General features: G+C 64.6%; 16 protein-coding genes. 8 read left to right on the plus strand and 8 right to left on the minus strand.

The features are described 5' to 3' along the window. Positions 1-33 precede the first annotated feature (33 nt). The 5 genes from atpA to IEV75_RS04370 all read right to left on the minus strand — a co-directional run bounded on the left by atpA (position 34) and on the right by IEV75_RS04370 (position 5137). Positions 34-1569 carry a F0F1 ATP synthase subunit alpha gene (atpA, locus tag IEV75_RS04350; RefSeq protein ID WP_188451335.1) on the minus strand — a complete coding sequence of 512 codons (1536 nt, stop codon included), beginning with the start codon at positions 1567-1569 and terminating at the stop codon, positions 34-36. A gap of 8 nt (positions 1570-1577) precedes the next feature. Continuing rightward, positions 1578-2138, minus strand: a complete 561-nt coding sequence (locus IEV75_RS04355; RefSeq protein WP_233351742.1) for a F0F1 ATP synthase subunit delta — start codon at positions 2136-2138, stop codon at positions 1578-1580. 201 nt (positions 2139-2339) lie between these two features. Next, positions 2340-2636 carry a type II toxin-antitoxin system RelE/ParE family toxin gene (locus IEV75_RS04360; protein ID WP_188451336.1) on the minus strand — a complete coding sequence of 99 codons (297 nt, stop codon included), beginning with the start codon at positions 2634-2636 and terminating at the stop codon, positions 2340-2342. After that, a complete protein-coding gene (locus IEV75_RS04365) occupies positions 2629-2883 on the minus strand; it encodes a type II toxin-antitoxin system ParD family antitoxin (protein ID WP_188451337.1) in 255 nt (84 codons plus the stop codon). The genes IEV75_RS04360 and IEV75_RS04365 overlap by 8 nt, the downstream gene beginning before the upstream one ends. Positions 2884-2947: 64 nt before the next feature. Next, positions 2948-5137, minus strand: a complete 2190-nt coding sequence (locus IEV75_RS04370; RefSeq protein WP_188451338.1) for a primosomal protein N' — start codon at positions 5135-5137, stop codon at positions 2948-2950. 138 nt (positions 5138-5275) lie between these two features. Between IEV75_RS04370 and IEV75_RS04375 the strand changes: the two genes are divergently transcribed. From IEV75_RS04375 to IEV75_RS04390, 4 genes are all read left to right on the plus strand, one after another. After that, positions 5276-5968, plus strand: a complete 693-nt coding sequence (locus IEV75_RS04375) for a DUF484 family protein (RefSeq protein WP_188451339.1) — start codon at positions 5276-5278, stop codon at positions 5966-5968. Continuing rightward, on the plus strand, positions 5965-6897 hold the full coding sequence (locus tag IEV75_RS04380; RefSeq protein WP_188451340.1) for a tyrosine recombinase XerC: 933 nt from the start codon (positions 5965-5967) through the stop codon (positions 6895-6897). Before IEV75_RS04375 ends, IEV75_RS04380 begins: the two co-directional genes overlap by 4 nt. Before the next feature lie 305 nt (positions 6898-7202). Beyond that, positions 7203-7832, plus strand: a complete 630-nt coding sequence (locus IEV75_RS04385) for a hypothetical protein (RefSeq protein ID WP_188451341.1) — start codon at positions 7203-7205, stop codon at positions 7830-7832. 4 nt (positions 7833-7836) lie between these two features. Continuing rightward, on the plus strand, positions 7837-8133 hold the full coding sequence (locus IEV75_RS04390) for a winged helix-turn-helix domain-containing protein (protein WP_188451342.1): 297 nt from the start codon (positions 7837-7839) through the stop codon (positions 8131-8133). On the opposite strand, the gene IEV75_RS04395 is transcribed toward IEV75_RS04390, so the two are convergent. Both IEV75_RS04395 and IEV75_RS04400 read right to left on the minus strand, forming a co-directional pair. Further along, the gene (locus IEV75_RS04395) at positions 8134-9651 is read right to left on the minus strand and encodes an SLC13 family permease (RefSeq protein WP_188451343.1); all 1518 of its coding nucleotides are present in this window, start codon (positions 9649-9651) and stop codon (positions 8134-8136) included. Positions 9652-9753: 102 nt separating this feature from the next. After that, the gene (locus tag IEV75_RS04400; protein WP_188451344.1) at positions 9754-9990 is read right to left on the minus strand and encodes a zinc-finger domain-containing protein; all 237 of its coding nucleotides are present in this window, start codon (positions 9988-9990) and stop codon (positions 9754-9756) included. 145 nt (positions 9991-10135) lie between these two features. Between IEV75_RS04400 and IEV75_RS04405 the strand changes: the two genes are divergently transcribed. The 4 genes from IEV75_RS04405 (at position 10136) to IEV75_RS04420 (ending at position 12492) form a co-directional block, all read left to right on the plus strand. Further along, positions 10136-11116, plus strand: a complete 981-nt coding sequence (locus tag IEV75_RS04405) for an ABC transporter ATP-binding protein (RefSeq protein ID WP_188451345.1) — start codon at positions 10136-10138, stop codon at positions 11114-11116. A 43-nt stretch (positions 11117-11159) separates the two neighbouring features. Beyond that, positions 11160-11510, plus strand: a complete 351-nt coding sequence (locus IEV75_RS04410) for a hypothetical protein (protein WP_188451346.1) — start codon at positions 11160-11162, stop codon at positions 11508-11510. A 119-nt stretch (positions 11511-11629) separates the two neighbouring features. Beyond that, entirely contained in the window at positions 11630-11875 is a 246-nt protein-coding gene (locus IEV75_RS04415; RefSeq protein WP_188451347.1) for a helix-turn-helix transcriptional regulator, read from the plus strand. Next, positions 11875-12492, plus strand: a complete 618-nt coding sequence (locus IEV75_RS04420; RefSeq protein WP_188451348.1) for a hypothetical protein — start codon at positions 11875-11877, stop codon at positions 12490-12492. Before IEV75_RS04415 ends, IEV75_RS04420 begins: the two co-directional genes overlap by 1 nt. Here the strand turns inward: IEV75_RS04420 and IEV75_RS04425 are convergent. After that, a complete protein-coding gene (locus IEV75_RS04425; RefSeq protein ID WP_188451349.1) occupies positions 12489-14537 on the minus strand; it encodes a potassium/proton antiporter in 2049 nt (682 codons plus the stop codon). The two genes, IEV75_RS04420 and IEV75_RS04425, sit on opposite strands and share 4 nt — an antisense overlap. Positions 14538-14567: the final 30 nt, after the last annotated feature.

The raw sequence follows: 14567 nt of genomic DNA on the forward strand, positions 1-14567 counted from the left end.
ACTCCCTCAGCTGGAGGTTAGACCGTTAAGCAGCTAGGCCGCGAAGCGGGCCAGGAACGCCTCAAGCGTCTTGACCAGTTCCGCTTCCGAAGCGTCAGACAATTTCTGTTCGGACCGGATGGCGTCCAGCAGCTTGGCCTTGTCGGCGTGCAGATGCTGGAGCAGCTCGGTTTCGAAGCGGCCAATGTCCCTGGTCGCAATCTTGTCGAGATAGCCACGCGTACCGGCGAAAATCACACAGACCTGCTCTTCCATCGACAGCGGCGAGAACTGGGCCTGCTTGAGGAGCTCGGTCAGGCGCTCGCCGCGCGCCAGCAGGCGCTGGGTGGCGGCATCAAGGTCAGAGCCGAACTGGGCGAATGCCGCCATCTCGCGATACTGCGCAAGCTCGCCTTTCATCTTGCCGGCAACCTGCTTCATGGCCTTGGTCTGCGCGGCGGAACCCACGCGGCTGACCGACAGGCCGACGTTCACCGCCGGGCGGATACCTGCGTTGAACAAATTGGTTTCCAGGAAGATCTGGCCATCGGTGATCGAGATGACGTTGGTCGGGATGTAGGCCGACACGTCATTGGCCTGCGTCTCGATGATGGGCAGCGCGGTCAGCGAGCCCGAACCATGGCTCTCATTGAGCTTGGCGGCACGCTCCAGAAGGCGGGAGTGCAGGTAGAACACGTCACCTGGATAGGCTTCGCGGCCCGGCGGGCGGCGCAGCAGCAGCGACATCTGACGGTAGGCGACAGCCTGCTTGGAGAGGTCATCGTACACGATCAGGGCGTGCATACCGTTATCGCGGAAATACTCGCCCATCGCGCAGCCGGTGAAGGGCGCGAGGAACTGCATCGGGGCCGGATCGGAGGCCGTCGCGGCAACGACGATGGAGTATTCCATCGCGCCGTTTTCCTCCAGCGTCTTCACGATCTGGGCGACCGTGGAGCGCTTTTGGCCCACAGCAACGTAGACACAATAGAGCTTCTTGCTCTCGTCATCGCCTTCATTGATCTGCTTCTGGTTCAGGATGGTGTCGAGCGCGATGGCGGTCTTGCCGGTCTGACGGTCGCCAATGATCAGCTCGCGCTGGCCGCGGCCGACCGGGATCATCGCGTCAATCGCCTTGATTCCCGTCGCCATCGGCTCGTGCACGGATTTACGCGGCAGGATGCCCGGCGCCTTGACGTCCACGCGCTTGCGCTCTGCAACGTCTTTGAGCGGACCCTTGCCGTCGATCGGCTCGCCCAGCGCGTTGACGACGCGGCCGAGAAGACCCTTGCCGACAGGCGTGTCCACGATGGAGCCCAGACGCTTGACCGTATCGCCTTCCTTGATGCCCCGGTCATCGCCGAAGATCACGCAGCCGACATTGTCGCTTTCCAGGTTCAGGGCCATGCCCTTGATGCCGCCGGGGAATTCCACCAGCTCGCCGGCCCGCACCTCGTCGAGGCCATAGACCCGCGCGATACCGTCACCGACGGAGAGCACCTGGCCGACATCAGAGACGTCAGCTTCCGCACCGTAATTCTTGATCTGATCCTTCAGGATCGCAGAAATCTCAGCTGCCCGGATGTCCATGGCGGTTCTCAAGCCTCTTTCATCGCCTGTTTCACCCCGTCCAGCTTGGTGCGGAGTGAAGAATCGAACATGCGCGAACCCACCTTCACGGTAAGCCCGCCAATGAGCTCCGGCCGGACCTCGGCCCGGATCTCGACCTCCCGCCCGAGGGCGGTTTTAAGTGCCGTGGTCAGCTCCTTGAGCTGAGTGGCCGTCAGCGCATCCGCGCTGGCAATATCTGCAGTAATGGCGCCACGATGCCCGGCAGCCAGCGCGGCGAAGGCGGCGGTCATGGCCGGCAGATCGCCCGCCCGGCCATTGCGCGCCACCACACCGATGAATTTGGTGCCCAGCGGAGACAGTTTCAGCGCCTTGGCGAGCGCCTCCAGCGCCTTCACCTTGTCGGCAGCCTTGTGCATCGGGCTCGCAACCGCCCGTGCCAGCTCATCTGACTCCTCGAACGCCTCGCCAAGCGCGGCCATGTCAGCCTCGGCCTTGGCCAGCGCCTTGGTTTCAAGGGCCAGATCGAACAGCGCGCGCGCATAGCGCTGCGCGGCTTCGTTTGAAATTGCGTTACCGGCGCTGGTCACCGTTTTTCGCCCGCTCTCTTCTCTGTGGTGAGTGCCAAATCGGGTCCGGCCATAAAGATCAGACCCAAGCACTTGAGATAATGAGGTTTTTCACAAGTCCGCGCCGACAGTGCAAGCCCGGTCCCGTTCAGTCCGGCGCCCACCTAGCACAAGGGTTTGAGGGCGGCAACCTGCCCGCGCGCAAACGGCGCAGGCGGGGCGTCAAGAAAACGCGTCCTGGCTGCTCTGGCGGGTGTGGAGCACTCGAAGGATTTCGATTCCGGCGGGTATGGATTGCCGGTACCAGACGATGTGACGACCGGCCGGATAGCTGAACACGCCGGGGTGAACATCATCGCGGTTGCGGCCCAGACGGGGCATGCCGGCCAACCTAACAAACACAGCTTCAAGCTCGAAAATGTAGCCGTTGCGCTGAGTCCGGCCCCACATCGCCTCGGTGTATAGCGCAATATCACGTAAATCGGCCTTCGCCTCTGTGGAAAGACGGAACTCAGCCACGCTGCTCGCGGTCCAGCTCGGCGATGAAGTCCTTCGCGTTCCAGTCCAGCAGCTCCCCGCGCTCGGCCTGTTGCAAGCCGATATCGATCTGGGCGCGCAGGGCCTCGATATCCTCCGCCTCTGTGCGTTCAGCGCGGATGCGTTCGCGCAGGGCCTCGCGGATCACTTCGCTGGCATTGGAATAGAGCCCGCTCTCGACCTTTTCGCGGACCCATTTTTCGAGCGTTTCGGTGAGCGAGATATGCATGCCTGCCTCCATGATCTGACAGGAATGATACACAAAATGTCAGATTATGTCGCGCTTATGCCACTCACAAAAATGAATACGGCTCGATATCCACCCGCGCCCGGATTGAAGAGGGCAGTTTGAACCGCGCCATCCAGGTCGCCATGAAGGCCGACACATCCACATTGCGCTGCGCCTGCACGAGGAAGCGCCGCCGGTAGCGCCCGCGTACCACGGCCAGCGGCGGTTCGGCCGGGCCAAACAGTTTCACATCATCGCTCAAGGGCGCAGCAGCGGCGGCGATCCGCGCAGTTTCCACCAGCAGGCGCTCGTCCGAGCCGGACATTACCAAAGCGGCCAGCCGCCCGAAGGGTGGCAGGCCCAGCTGCTCACGCATCAGGGCTTCCAGATCGAGGAAGCTGTCCCGGTCCCCGGCCAGAAGCGCCTGTATGGCTTCATGCTCCGGTTCATGGGTTTGCAGCAGGGCCCGGCCCGGCCTGTCGGCGCGCCCTGCCCGGCCCGCCACCTGCACGAGTGTCTGGTAGGTGCGCTCGCCGGCACGCAGATCGCCGCCCTTGAGGCCGAGATCGGCATCCACCACCCCTACCAGTGTCAGGCGCGGGAAGTTGTGGCCCTTGGCAGCGATCTGGGTGCCAACCAGAATATCGATCTCGCCTGCTTCCATGCGCGCGATCAGGTCGCGCACGCCGTTTGGCCCGGCGGCACTATCGGAGGAAAACACCTCCACCCGGGCCTCCGGAAAGCGCAAGGCGGCTTCCTCGGCCACACGCTCCACGCCGGGGCCGACGCTGGTGAGCGAATCAACTGCGCCGCATTCCGGACAAGCCTTCGGTTTGGGCATGGAAAACCCGGTCGTGTGACAGATGAGCCGCCCCGTATAGCGGTGTTCGACCAGCCAGCGGTCGGTATCGGGGCTTTTCATCTTGTGCCCGCAGGCCCGGCACAGGACCAGCGGCGCATAGCCGCGCCGGTTCAGATAGAGCAGCACCTGCTCGCCGCGCGCAATTGTCCCGGCCATGGCGGCGGTGAGCGGCGGTGAGAGCCAGTGGCCAGGCTCGGGCGGATGTTCGCGCAGATCAATCGTCTCGATCTCAGGCAGCACGGCCGAGCCAGCCCGCGCAGCCAGCCGGATATGGCCATAGCGGCCTGCGCGCGCATTGACGAGGGTTTCCAGGCTGGGCGTCGCGCTGGCAAGTATGGTCACAGCACCTTCAATCTTGCCCCGCGCCACGGCGAGGTCGCGGGCGTGATAGGTCAGTCCGTCATCCTGCTTGTAGGTCGGGTCGTGCTCCTCATCGACCACGATCAGGCGCAGATTGCGGTAGGGCAGGAAGATCGCCGAACGCGCCCCAGCAATCAGCCGTGCCCGCCCGGCCGCAATCTCGCGCCAGGCACGGCGGCGCTCCGTCGGGCCAATGGCCGAATGCCACAGCGCCGGGGATACGCCGAAGCGCTCTTCAAACCGGGCGGTGACGGCCTGCGTCAGGGCAATTTCCGGCAATAGCACCAGCACTTGCGCATCGGGTTCACGCCGAAGGAGCTCGGCAATGGCTTCAAGATACACTTCCGTCTTGCCCGAGCCGGTAACACCATCGAGCAGTGCGGCCTGGAACCCCCCGGCGGCGACGAGGCGGCGCAGCTGTGTGGCCGCTGCCTCCTGACCGTCATTCAGGACAAGGCCATCTCGATAGGGGTCGGGCTCCGGGAAGGGCTGGTCGATATCACGGGCCTCGGCACGCAGCGCGCCAGCATCGGCAAGCCCTTTTACCACGCCGGGCGATACACCGGCACGCCGGGCGAGTTCTGCCCCGCTGGCTGGTTCTTGCGTGGCCGCGTCCAGCACGGCCTGACGCGCCGGCGTCATCCGGTCCGGCATCTGGCCCGTGGGGTGGTAGAGCGTCTCGGTGGGTGATGGCGAGAGGCCGCCCCGGCTGCGCAATGTTGCCTGCAGGACGAGGCCCGGATTTTCCGCCAGATAGCGTGCCGTCCAGTCGATGAAGGCGCGCATGGAAGCGGTAAAGGGCGGGGCGTCCAGACGCTCTGAAACAGGTTTCAGGGGCCGGTTGCCACCCGTACCATCGCGCAGGCCCCAGACAACGCCATGGCTGAGCCGCTTGCCCAGCGGCACCACGACATGATCGCCCTCGTTCAGCTCCATGCCTTCCGGCACGGCGTAGTCAAACGCCTCCGGCAAGGGCAGCGGCAGGAGGACTGTCGCGATCTGGGGGGCGGACGGGTCACGATTCGCGCTCATGCACCCATCCTAGCGGGGCCCGGCTCATCATGCAGGTGAGTTAACGCATCTGGAACCGGTCGTGTGCCACTCTGCTGCCCATAGACAAGCGCCCCCGCCAAGAGGGGCCGGCAACAGGATGGATGGACAATGATCGGCATGAAACGCATGCGCAGCAACGCTATGCCAGCAACCCGCAGCGCAGAGGACACGCCGGACTGGCGCAGCGCCATACTGGCCGATCCCTCGCGCGTGCTGGCCGATGGCGAGCTGATGAATGCGCTGCTGGGCGCGCGCCATGACGGGAATGTCGCTGACCTGAACGCAGCTGCCCGCGCACGCCTTCAACGCGAGATCACCCTGCTGAAAGCCGCCAATGAGGATTTGCAGGACATGCTGCGCGGCAATCTGGCCGCCCAGGCGAGCGCCCATGCCGCCGTGATGGGCCTGATGGACGAACCGACACTAGCGGCGCTTGACCGCCGCCTTGCAGGCCATACGGCGACCACGCTGGGCCTTGAGGCCGTGCGGGTCTGCCTTGAGGGCATTACCGCCCTGCCGCGCGCCATAGCGATCCTGCCTGCCGCGCCGGGTCTGAAGGCCGCAATGCTGGGCGAGGCATTCGAACGCCTTGGCACGCCCGACCCGCGCCTGTCCGGGCCGATTTACGGTGTTCAGGCCAGCCGGGTTGCCAGCGAAGCCGTCATCGCACTTGAGGGCCGCGGCTTTTCCGGCGTGCTGTGCCTTGGCTCCGCGCGCCGGGATGCGTTCCGGCCGAGCGATGCAGCAGACCTTGCCCACTTCCTGGCCCGCATTCTCGAACGCCGGCTGGAGGCCCTGCTGCCGCGATGACGAAGACTGCCGCCCCGACGGCCCTGGTGGCCGGGTTTCTGGCCCATATCGAGGGGGGGCGGCGCTATAGCGTCCATACAGTCAAGGCCTATGAACGCGACCTTTCCCAATGGCTCTCCTTCCTGACCGGGCATTTCGGGCGGGCTGTGTCAGCCGAAGATCTCTCCGGGCTTACAGGGACGGACTGGCGGGCCTGGCTGGCCGACAGGCGGCGGGACGGAGCGGGCCCGCGTACGCTGCAACGCGCTCTATCGGCCGTGCGCAGCTTTTACGCCTATGCGCGCACCCGCCACGGGATCGACAATCCGGCACTGGCCCTTGTCGAAGCGCCGCGCGCACCGCGCCGCCTGCCCCGGCCGGTCAGTGAGGGAGCCGCCAAGTCCATGCTGGAGGATGCCGGCTCAGCCCGCGCCGAGACCTGGCAGGGCGCGCGCAACACAGCCGTGCTGGCACTGCTCTACGGGGCGGGGCTTCGCGTCTCCGAAGCGTTGTCGCTCACCGGGCGCGACCATCCGCTGGCCGATGCCCTGCGCATCAAAGGCAAGGGTGGGCGCACCCGTCTGGTACCCGTGCTGAAGCCCGTACGCGAGGCCGTAGACGCCTATATGGCCGCCTGCCCCTTTCCGGTGAGCGCTGAAGCGCCTCTGTTCCGGGGCGCGCGGGGCGGGGCGCTGAATGCGCGCGAGGTACAGCGCTGTGTCGAGCGGATGCGCGGCGCGCTGGGTCTTCCATCGAGTGCCACACCGCATGCCCTGCGCCACGCCTTTGCGACGCATCTGCTGGCCGGGGGAGGCGATCTGCGCGCCATACAGGAATTGCTGGGCCATGCCTCCCTCTCGACCACACAGATCTATGCCGAGGTGGATACCGCACGCCTGTTGTCGGTGCATGCCGCGGCGCACCCGAGGGCGCGGATGGGGGGCAGATAGCGCTCTGTATTCTGCTTCCTTCTTCATCCCGGAAAGCCCTTCAGGGCTTATCCGGAAACCAGCGGGCTATAGAATGCTGGGTTCCGGGTCCCGCCTGCGGCTCGCCCGGAATGACGAGGGGAAGACAGACCGGGCCTGGGCGGCGAAACAGTTTCCCGCCACACCACCCCATGGCCTTCATTTCCCCGTTCTCCGCTCCCCGTATCTTCATCACAAACTTTGCTTTACAAAGTATTTTGATTATGGCACAAGAATGCGTGTGCTTATTCGAATCAGCGCAATGGCCGTGCGAAGGAGTGACAGTGATGAATACCGACCGCAAAACCGCTGCCCATGCCGATCTGGCGTATTTGCGCGAGATGGCGGAAGCTGGCGCAAAGGCGCCCCTTCTCGGCGGGCGTTTCATGGTGTGGTGGGGCGGGCTGACCGGCCTTGTGGCCTTTGTCCACTGGCTGATCATTACCGGCACGCTGGATTTCGGAGCGCAGGCGCTGTGGCCGCTCTGGCTGGGCTATATGGTGCTCGGCTCCGTCGGCAGCGCGGTCCTTGGCTGGTCGCTGCGCAACAAGCCGGGCACCGGCTCGATGGGGAACCGCGTGCAACAGGTGCTCTGGCCGGTGCTGGGGGGATGTATCGGGCTCTATTTCGCCGGACTGGTCGCCGGGATGGCGCTGGGGCTTGTACCGATTGAGCTCGTCAACACGATGATGCCGGTGGCGTTTCTGGCTTATGGGGCGGGATGGATGGTCGATGCGCTGCTGTCGCGTGAGCGGCTGCTGCTGATACCGGCCATCGTCACGCTGCTGGGCGGGTTTGCCGGCGCGGCACTGGTGATGACGCCCTGGGTCTATCTGGTAGCCTCGGCGGGCATGCTGCTGGGCACGTTCATACCGGGCTTCTTCCTGATGGCGAGAGAGCCGCGGGACGTGGTGTAGGGCGATGGCGGATTTCAACTCCTCCGATCTCGATGACGTCATTCACGGGCGCATGCGGCTCGGACTGATGGCGTATCTGGCCAGCGTTGGCTCGGCGAGCTTTGGCGAGCTGAAAGAGCGCACGGGCGCGACCGACGGCAATCTCTCCACGCATTTGAGGAAGCTGGAGGACGCAGGCTATATCGCCATTACCAAGCGCTTTGTGGACCGCAAGCCACGCACCGATGCTGCTCTCACCGATGCCGGGCGCAAGGCGTGGATGGCCTATCTCGATGACCTGAAGAAGCTCGTCGGCGAGTGATCAGGCCGGGAAGACAAACGGCGCGATGAAGCTCGCCAGCAGGGCGATCAGCGGCGCGGCCACCAGATTGATGCGGAACCCGGCCTTGATCATCTGTCCCATGGTGACAGCGCCCGACGCGTAGACAATGGCATTAGGCGCCGTGGCTACGGGGAGCATGAAGGAACAGCTCGCTGCGAGCGCTACGGGCAGGATCAGATGCTCGGCCGGCACGCCTGCCGCGGCCGCCACACCGCCCAGAACCGGCAGGAAAGCGGTTGTGGTGGCAACGTTCGAGGTCAGTTCGGTCAGGAAGACCACCATGAAGGCCAGAATGAGAACGACCACCGGCAAGGGCAATTCTGCCACGATTGCCAGGTGAGAGCCGATCCAGCCGGACAGACCCGTCGCGTCCATGGCCGCCGCCAGCGATAGCCCGCCGCCAAAAAGCACAAGCACGCCCCAGGGCAGGCGCTGGGTGGTTTCCCAGTCCATGAGAGCACGGCCCCGCCCTTCCGGCCCGCCGGCCGGGATGAGAAACATTGCGAGCGCGCCTGCCATGGCGATCTGCATGTCATTGAGGCGAAGTGTGACCGGCAGATTCAGCGCCGAAGACATCCAGGCGAGCAGCGGATTCCAGCCAAAGCTGATATCGCCCATGCCGATCAGCACGCCGGGCAGTTCGCGCCCCATCCAGAGCAGCGCGACGGTACCGAACGCCATCGCCACACGCTTTTCCGGCGTGGTCATGCGCCCCAGCGCCTTCTTCTCCGCGATGACAAGGGCATGGCCTTCGCCCGACCCGGCACGGGACGGGATCTTGAACGCAAAGCGGGTGAGGATGATCCACGCGGCAGGAATGATGAGCGCTGCTGCGGGCAGACCCAGCATCATCCATTCAGGAAAGCTGATCGAGCGCTCTGCGGTGCGTTCCAGATAGCCGATGGCGATGAGATTGGAGGGGGTGCCCACCGGAGTCGCCAGCCCGCCTATCGAGGCCGAGTAGGCAATCGCCAGCGCCAGCGCCGGCGCGAACATTTTTGTGTCGACGCCTTCCTTCTCCACTGCTTCGGCCACTTTCAGGGCGATCGGGATCATCATCAGCGTGGTAGCCGTGTTGGAGATCCACATCGACAATACGCCTGAAGCGATCATGAAGCCCAGAAGCATGAGTGACGGGCGCGAGCCGAAGGCGGCCACCACATTCAGCGCTATGCGCGCATGCAGATTCCAGCGTTCGATACCGAGTGCGACCACAAAACCGCCCAGCAGCAGCATGACGATGGGGTCGGCATAGGGAAAGGCTGCCTCGCGGGCGCTGGCGATACCCAGAAGCGGGAACAGGGCCAGCGGGATGAGGGCGGTTGCCGCAATAGGGATGGCTTCGCTCGCCCACCAGCTCGCCATCAGAAGCGCCAGCGACAGGCACAACCAGGCTTCACTGGAAAGTCCTTCGGGGACGGGGATGAGTTGCAGGCCAATAGCCAGTACAATCCCGGTCACCAGCCCGATGCGGCGCGGTGTCCACGTAATTCTCACCTGATGAACTCCCCCGGATAATGGCAGCGCCTCTTTGGGCGGGCGCGTGTCACAGGTGAGTTAAGCCGGTTTGACTGCCCCAGGGCAACAGGGCGCGGGACGCTAATGCGCGCCTGACCCGGCTTTCAGCACGAAACGGCGGTCGCAATAGCCGCACTCGACGAAGTCATCGTCGCCCATATCGTACCAGACACGCGGATGGCCCAGCGCGCCGCCGCCGCCGTCGCACATCACACGCTTGGATGTGACCTCGATCACCTCAGGGGGCGGGAATGCCGCCGGAACCGCAGACGGTGCCTTCGCCTTCTCCGCAGGAGCCTTTGCGCGTGTACGGGCCATGGAAATCCCCTGATGGCAGTTCAGGCGCGCAGCGGCGTGGACGCCAGTGCGCAAGCCTCTTAAGTTCCCCCATGCTTTAGTTTTAGCCGCTGCGCGCGTCAATCAGCGCCAGCGTGCCCGGCTCACACATCAAGGCCCAAGCCCCATGACCCAGCCTGACCTGCCCGACTATGCCATCATCGCCGAAGGCCTGGAAAAGACCTATGCCGGGTCGAAGAAGCGCGAGCCGAAACAGGCGCTCAAGGGGATTGATCTCAAGGTCCGGCGCGGCTCCATCTTCGGACTTCTGGGGCCAAACGGGGCGGGCAAATCCACCTTCATCAACATTCTGGCGGGCCTGACCAACAAGACCGGCGGATCAGCCAGTATCTGGGGGCATGACATCGCCACCGCGTCGCGTCAGGCGCGCGCGTCGATCGGCGTGGTGCCCCAGGAAATCAATATGGACGTGTTCTTCACGCCCTTCGAGACGCTGGAGCTGATGGCCGGCTTCTACGGTGTGCCCAAGGGGGAACGCCGCTCAGACGAGCTTCTGGAGGTGATGGGGCTTGCCGACAAGCGCAACGCCTATGTGCGCCAGCTCTCCGGCGGCATGAAGCGCCGCCTTTTGATCGCCAAGGCGCTCGTCCACAACCCGCCCGTGCTGGTACTGGACGAGCCGACCGCCGGTGTGGATATCGAGCTGCGCCGCCAGCTCTGGGAATACGTGGTCAAGCTGAACGGGCTCGGCGTCACCATCGTGCTGACGACCCACTATCTCGAAGAAGCGCAGGAGCTGTGCGACGATATCGCCATCATTGATCAGGGCCGCGTTGTGGCCAGCGAACCCAAGCACAGCCTGCTTCGCCGTCTGGACCGCAAGACGCTGATCATCGAGGCGGAAACCGAATTGTCAGCGGTTCCGTCCGGGTTTGAGGAACTGGATGCTCAGCTGCGCGATGGTGCGCTGACCATCACATACAGGGCCGGTCAGACCTCTGTCGGCGACCTCATCGCCCGTTTCAATGAAAGCGGGCAGCGCATCCGCGATCTGCGGACCGAGGAGCCCGATCTGGAAGATGTTTTCCTCGCCCTTACATATAATAGCGGGCAAGCTGCAACGCAGGAGGCCAAGGCGGCGCGCTGACCGGCGCCGCTGACCGGGGGCCAGCTATCCGGGAGAACCGGCCATGATGCGTTTTTTCAAATCCGTCGGGGCCGCCAGCCTGTGCGCCGTCGGCCTGGCGTTCGCCTTCATCGTGATCCTCCATATCCGGCCTGTTTCCCTTGCCGGCTGGATCGTTCTCGGCCTTCTGGCACTCACCGCCTTTGCCGCCGCTCTCATTGCCTATCGCTGGATGATGGGTGCGGAGTTCTATCCGCAAGACAGCGAAGGCAGCCACGGCGAAGGCTATGCGACGGGGGTCGGCTTTGGCCGCGCCTCCCGGCGGCGGCGCGATGAGGACGATGATCCCGATGCGTCCCTGAGGCGTGGCAGCAGCGGGGCAGACGATGCTGGCGGCGAGGAAGGCCTGCTCTGAGGCGTGTTGCCAATCCATGAAATGTTATACATATACAACAAAACGCTTGTGATCTGCATAATATGAGTTTATAGCCTGACCGTCTTTTTGAATCCGGGGTCTGGCGTGAAGGTCCGCTGATGAGTTCGCCCATCTATAACCGCCTGCCCGTGCTGCGCGCCGAGCGCAGCCTGTCGCGCAAGGCGCTGGCCGATGCGGTGGGCGTCAACTTCCAGACTATCGGCTATCTGGAGCGCGGCGATTACAGCCCGTCACTCGAACTGGCCCTCAAGCTCGCGGATTATTTCAACCTGCCGGTGGAAATGATCTTTTCGCTCAAGCCCTTCGAGCCGCTTTCGCAAATCGCAAACAAGGGAGGTCAGTAGTGTCATTTTACATGCGTACCGCCAATGGCCGCACACCCCGGCGCAGCCGCACCTCCATGCGTCTTGCCACGGGGCTCATCCTGGCCGGTTATCCGCTCGGCGCCCTTCTGGCGCTCAATTCCGGCCTTGCCGGCGAGGGCAGCGTGTCCTTCGCGCTCAGCCTGGCGGGGCTGGCCATCATTGCGGTCTCGGTTTTCGCCTTTTTCTATATCGCGCCGTCCTACATGCAGCGGATTATCGGCGAGCAGCTCTGCGAGCTGGATGATCTGGAACGTGATTTGCGCCAGAAAGCCTATGCCTTTGCCTATCACGTGCTGACCGGGCTGGTGGCTGCCGCGATATTCTACCTTGCGGTTGCCAATGACGATACGCGGCTGACCTTGTGGGCGCCCGACAGCTACACGCACTGGAACACCATTTTCTGGGGCGTATTGCTGTACTGCTTTACCCTGCCTACCGCCTATCTGGCCTGGACCATGCCCGATATTTCTGACGAGTTCGCCGAGGAGGAGCTGGAGGCTGAACCCGTCCGCAAGCCCGGCGTGCGCTGGTGGCTCTGGGGACTGATTGTGGCGGGCGGTCTCGCCGGCTTCATCCTGGCCCGGATGATCACCTAGCTTTCTTCGGTAAAGCCCGCCTCGCGGCTGGCGTCGAAACGGGTCAGGCCGGCGCTGTTCATCACCGCGCGCACCTGTGCGGCATAGGCGTCTCCGCTCTCCGCATACGGGCCAATGAGGCTCACCAGCGCCGGACCGGTGACGGCCTCGCCTTGAGCGCGCAGCCGCGCCCGTTCGGCGCGGAAGGCAGCAAAATCGCGATGGGTGTTGAAGACATCGACATAATCGGCAGCCGCCGCGGTGAGCCCGCCAAAGCGGCCCTCACGGGGCGACCGTCCGTAAAGGGCGTTGCGCTCGATGGCGGAACTGCTGGAGCCCCACCCCGTGGCCAGCGCGGCCTGGGCTGCGCCCAGAGAAGGCGGCACGATATCGACGCGCGCCAGCAGATCATCAAGGTCATCGTAACGCCCGCCATAGCGCCGTGCCAGCGTGTCACGCCGGGCCTGCTGTGGCAGGCTTAGCGGAATACCGGCTTCCTCCTGCGCGCGCATGACCAGCAATTGCTCACGTTCTTCCATGACCCGCTCGTTCTGGGCCGCGACCAGGCCAGCGGCCACGCGGGCAAACGTTTCGCGGCGCTCTGCCGGGTCCATCTGTTCCCAGTCCGACGGGAAGCTCTCCAGCCGCACGGCGCGCATTGTGCCGTCGGGCCCCAGTGCCGCCAGCAATTCACGCATATTGACCGGCGAGATGGGCTCCCTGTCCGCATCGCGCTCATTCACGCCGAACGAGACGACAGCGCTGGCCAGCGTGAACCCGATGGCCACGGCAGCAATCATGCCGGCATTGGCCAGATTGCCTCCACGTGCCAGTGGCGGCGCCACATTGAACAGGCGGGCAACCGGTCCTGCGGTCCAGCCCTGGATGACCAGGGAGGCAATCACCACGGCAAAGGCCGCGGAAAAATAGAGGTTCGCATTCTCCACCCCGGCAAGCACCGGGAACGCGCCGAGGAAGATCGGCACCGCGCCGCGCAGTCCCATCCAGCCGATGAAGGCGCGCTCATTGAGCCGGAAGCGCTCCGGCGCCAGACAGATCAGCACCGCTACCGGGCGGGCCATCAGGATCAGTACGAAGGCAAGCCCCAGAGCGGGCAGGGCCACTTCGGCGGCATGGCTGGGCGTGACCAGCAGGCCCAGCATCAGGAACAGCCCGATCTGGGCGATCCAGGCGAGGCCATCTGAGAAGCGGGCGGTGGCTTCGGCCGCCCGGCGCTTGGGCGCAGAGGCCATGGCCACACCGGCGAGATAGGCGGCCAGGAAACCGGATCCGCCAATGACCTCGGCAAAGGAGAAGAGGAAGACCGCACCTGCCGAGGCAAAAATGGGATAAAGCCCGATGGGCAGGCCGATCTTGCGTTCGACATAGGCAATCAGGCGTCCGCCGAACCAGCCAATCGCCGCGCCCGCCGCGATCGCCCAGACAATGGAGAGGGTCGCGACAAGAGGGTCTGGAATGCCCTGCCCGGTCAGCCAGGCCACAAACGTGACCACCAGGATCACGGCCATCGGATCATTGAAGCCGGATTCAGCCTCCAGCGTGGTGGCCACGCGCGGACGGGCCTTGATATCCTTGCCGGCGATCAGCATCAGCACGGCGGCGGCATCCGTGGACGACACGATCGCACCCATAAGCGCTGCCTCGACCCAGCCGAGGCCGAACAGGTATTTCGCGGCGATTGCCGTGATCCCTGCCGTGATGATGACGCCCAGCGTGGCTAGGCTGAGCGCGGGGCGCAGAACACTGCGCAGGCGGCGCAGCTTGGTGCCCAGACCGCCATCGAACAGGATCAGCGCAAGGGCGAGCGAGCCGAACAGATAGGCCGTGTCGTGCGCGTGAAAGGCGATGCCGCCCGGACCCTCTTCACCAGCCAGCATCCCGATGACCAGGAAGATCAGCAATAGCGGAGCTCCGGCCTGCCGCGTGGCGGCAGCCCCGGCAATGGCGAGCAGGACAAGACCTGCCGCGGCCAGCAAGATGAGCTCGGCTGTTTCCATGATGTGTCCGATATAGGCGGTCGGGGCAGGGCAGGGAAGCGCGATCACCGCCAGTGGCGCGGCCGGAGCATATGCCTG

Source organism: Glycocaulis albus (genome assembly GCF_014639075.1).
Lineage (GTDB): Bacteria > Pseudomonadota > Alphaproteobacteria > Caulobacterales > Maricaulaceae > Glycocaulis > Glycocaulis albus.

What these genes read in the sequence shown, in the direction of transcription:
- IEV75_RS04410 (WP_188451346.1), top strand. Translation starts at nt 11,160, where the DNA reads ATGATGCGTTTTTTCAAATCCGTCGGGGCCGCCAGCCTGTGCGCCGTC.
- IEV75_RS04405 (WP_188451345.1), top strand. Translation starts at nt 10,136, where the DNA reads ATGACCCAGCCTGACCTGCCCGACTATGCCATCATCGCCGAAGGCCTG.
- atpA (WP_188451335.1), bottom strand. Translation starts at nt 1,569, where the DNA reads ATGGACATCCGGGCAGCTGAGATTTCTGCGATCCTGAAGGATCAGATC.
- IEV75_RS04365 (WP_188451337.1), bottom strand. Translation starts at nt 2,883, where the DNA reads ATGCATATCTCGCTCACCGAAACGCTCGAAAAATGGGTCCGCGAAAAG.
- IEV75_RS04370 (WP_188451338.1), bottom strand. Translation starts at nt 5,137, where the DNA reads ATGAGCGCGAATCGTGACCCGTCCGCCCCCCAGATCGCGACAGTCCTC.
- IEV75_RS04390 (WP_188451342.1), top strand. Translation starts at nt 7,837, where the DNA reads ATGGCGGATTTCAACTCCTCCGATCTCGATGACGTCATTCACGGGCGC.
- IEV75_RS04400 (WP_188451344.1), bottom strand. Translation starts at nt 9,990, where the DNA reads ATGGCCCGTACACGCGCAAAGGCTCCTGCGGAGAAGGCGAAGGCACCG.
- IEV75_RS04380 (WP_188451340.1), top strand. Translation starts at nt 5,965, where the DNA reads ATGACGAAGACTGCCGCCCCGACGGCCCTGGTGGCCGGGTTTCTGGCC.
- IEV75_RS04375 (WP_188451339.1), top strand. Translation starts at nt 5,276, where the DNA reads ATGAAACGCATGCGCAGCAACGCTATGCCAGCAACCCGCAGCGCAGAG.
- IEV75_RS04385 (WP_188451341.1), top strand. Translation starts at nt 7,203, where the DNA reads ATGAATACCGACCGCAAAACCGCTGCCCATGCCGATCTGGCGTATTTG.
- IEV75_RS04415 (WP_188451347.1), top strand. Translation starts at nt 11,630, where the DNA reads ATGAGTTCGCCCATCTATAACCGCCTGCCCGTGCTGCGCGCCGAGCGC.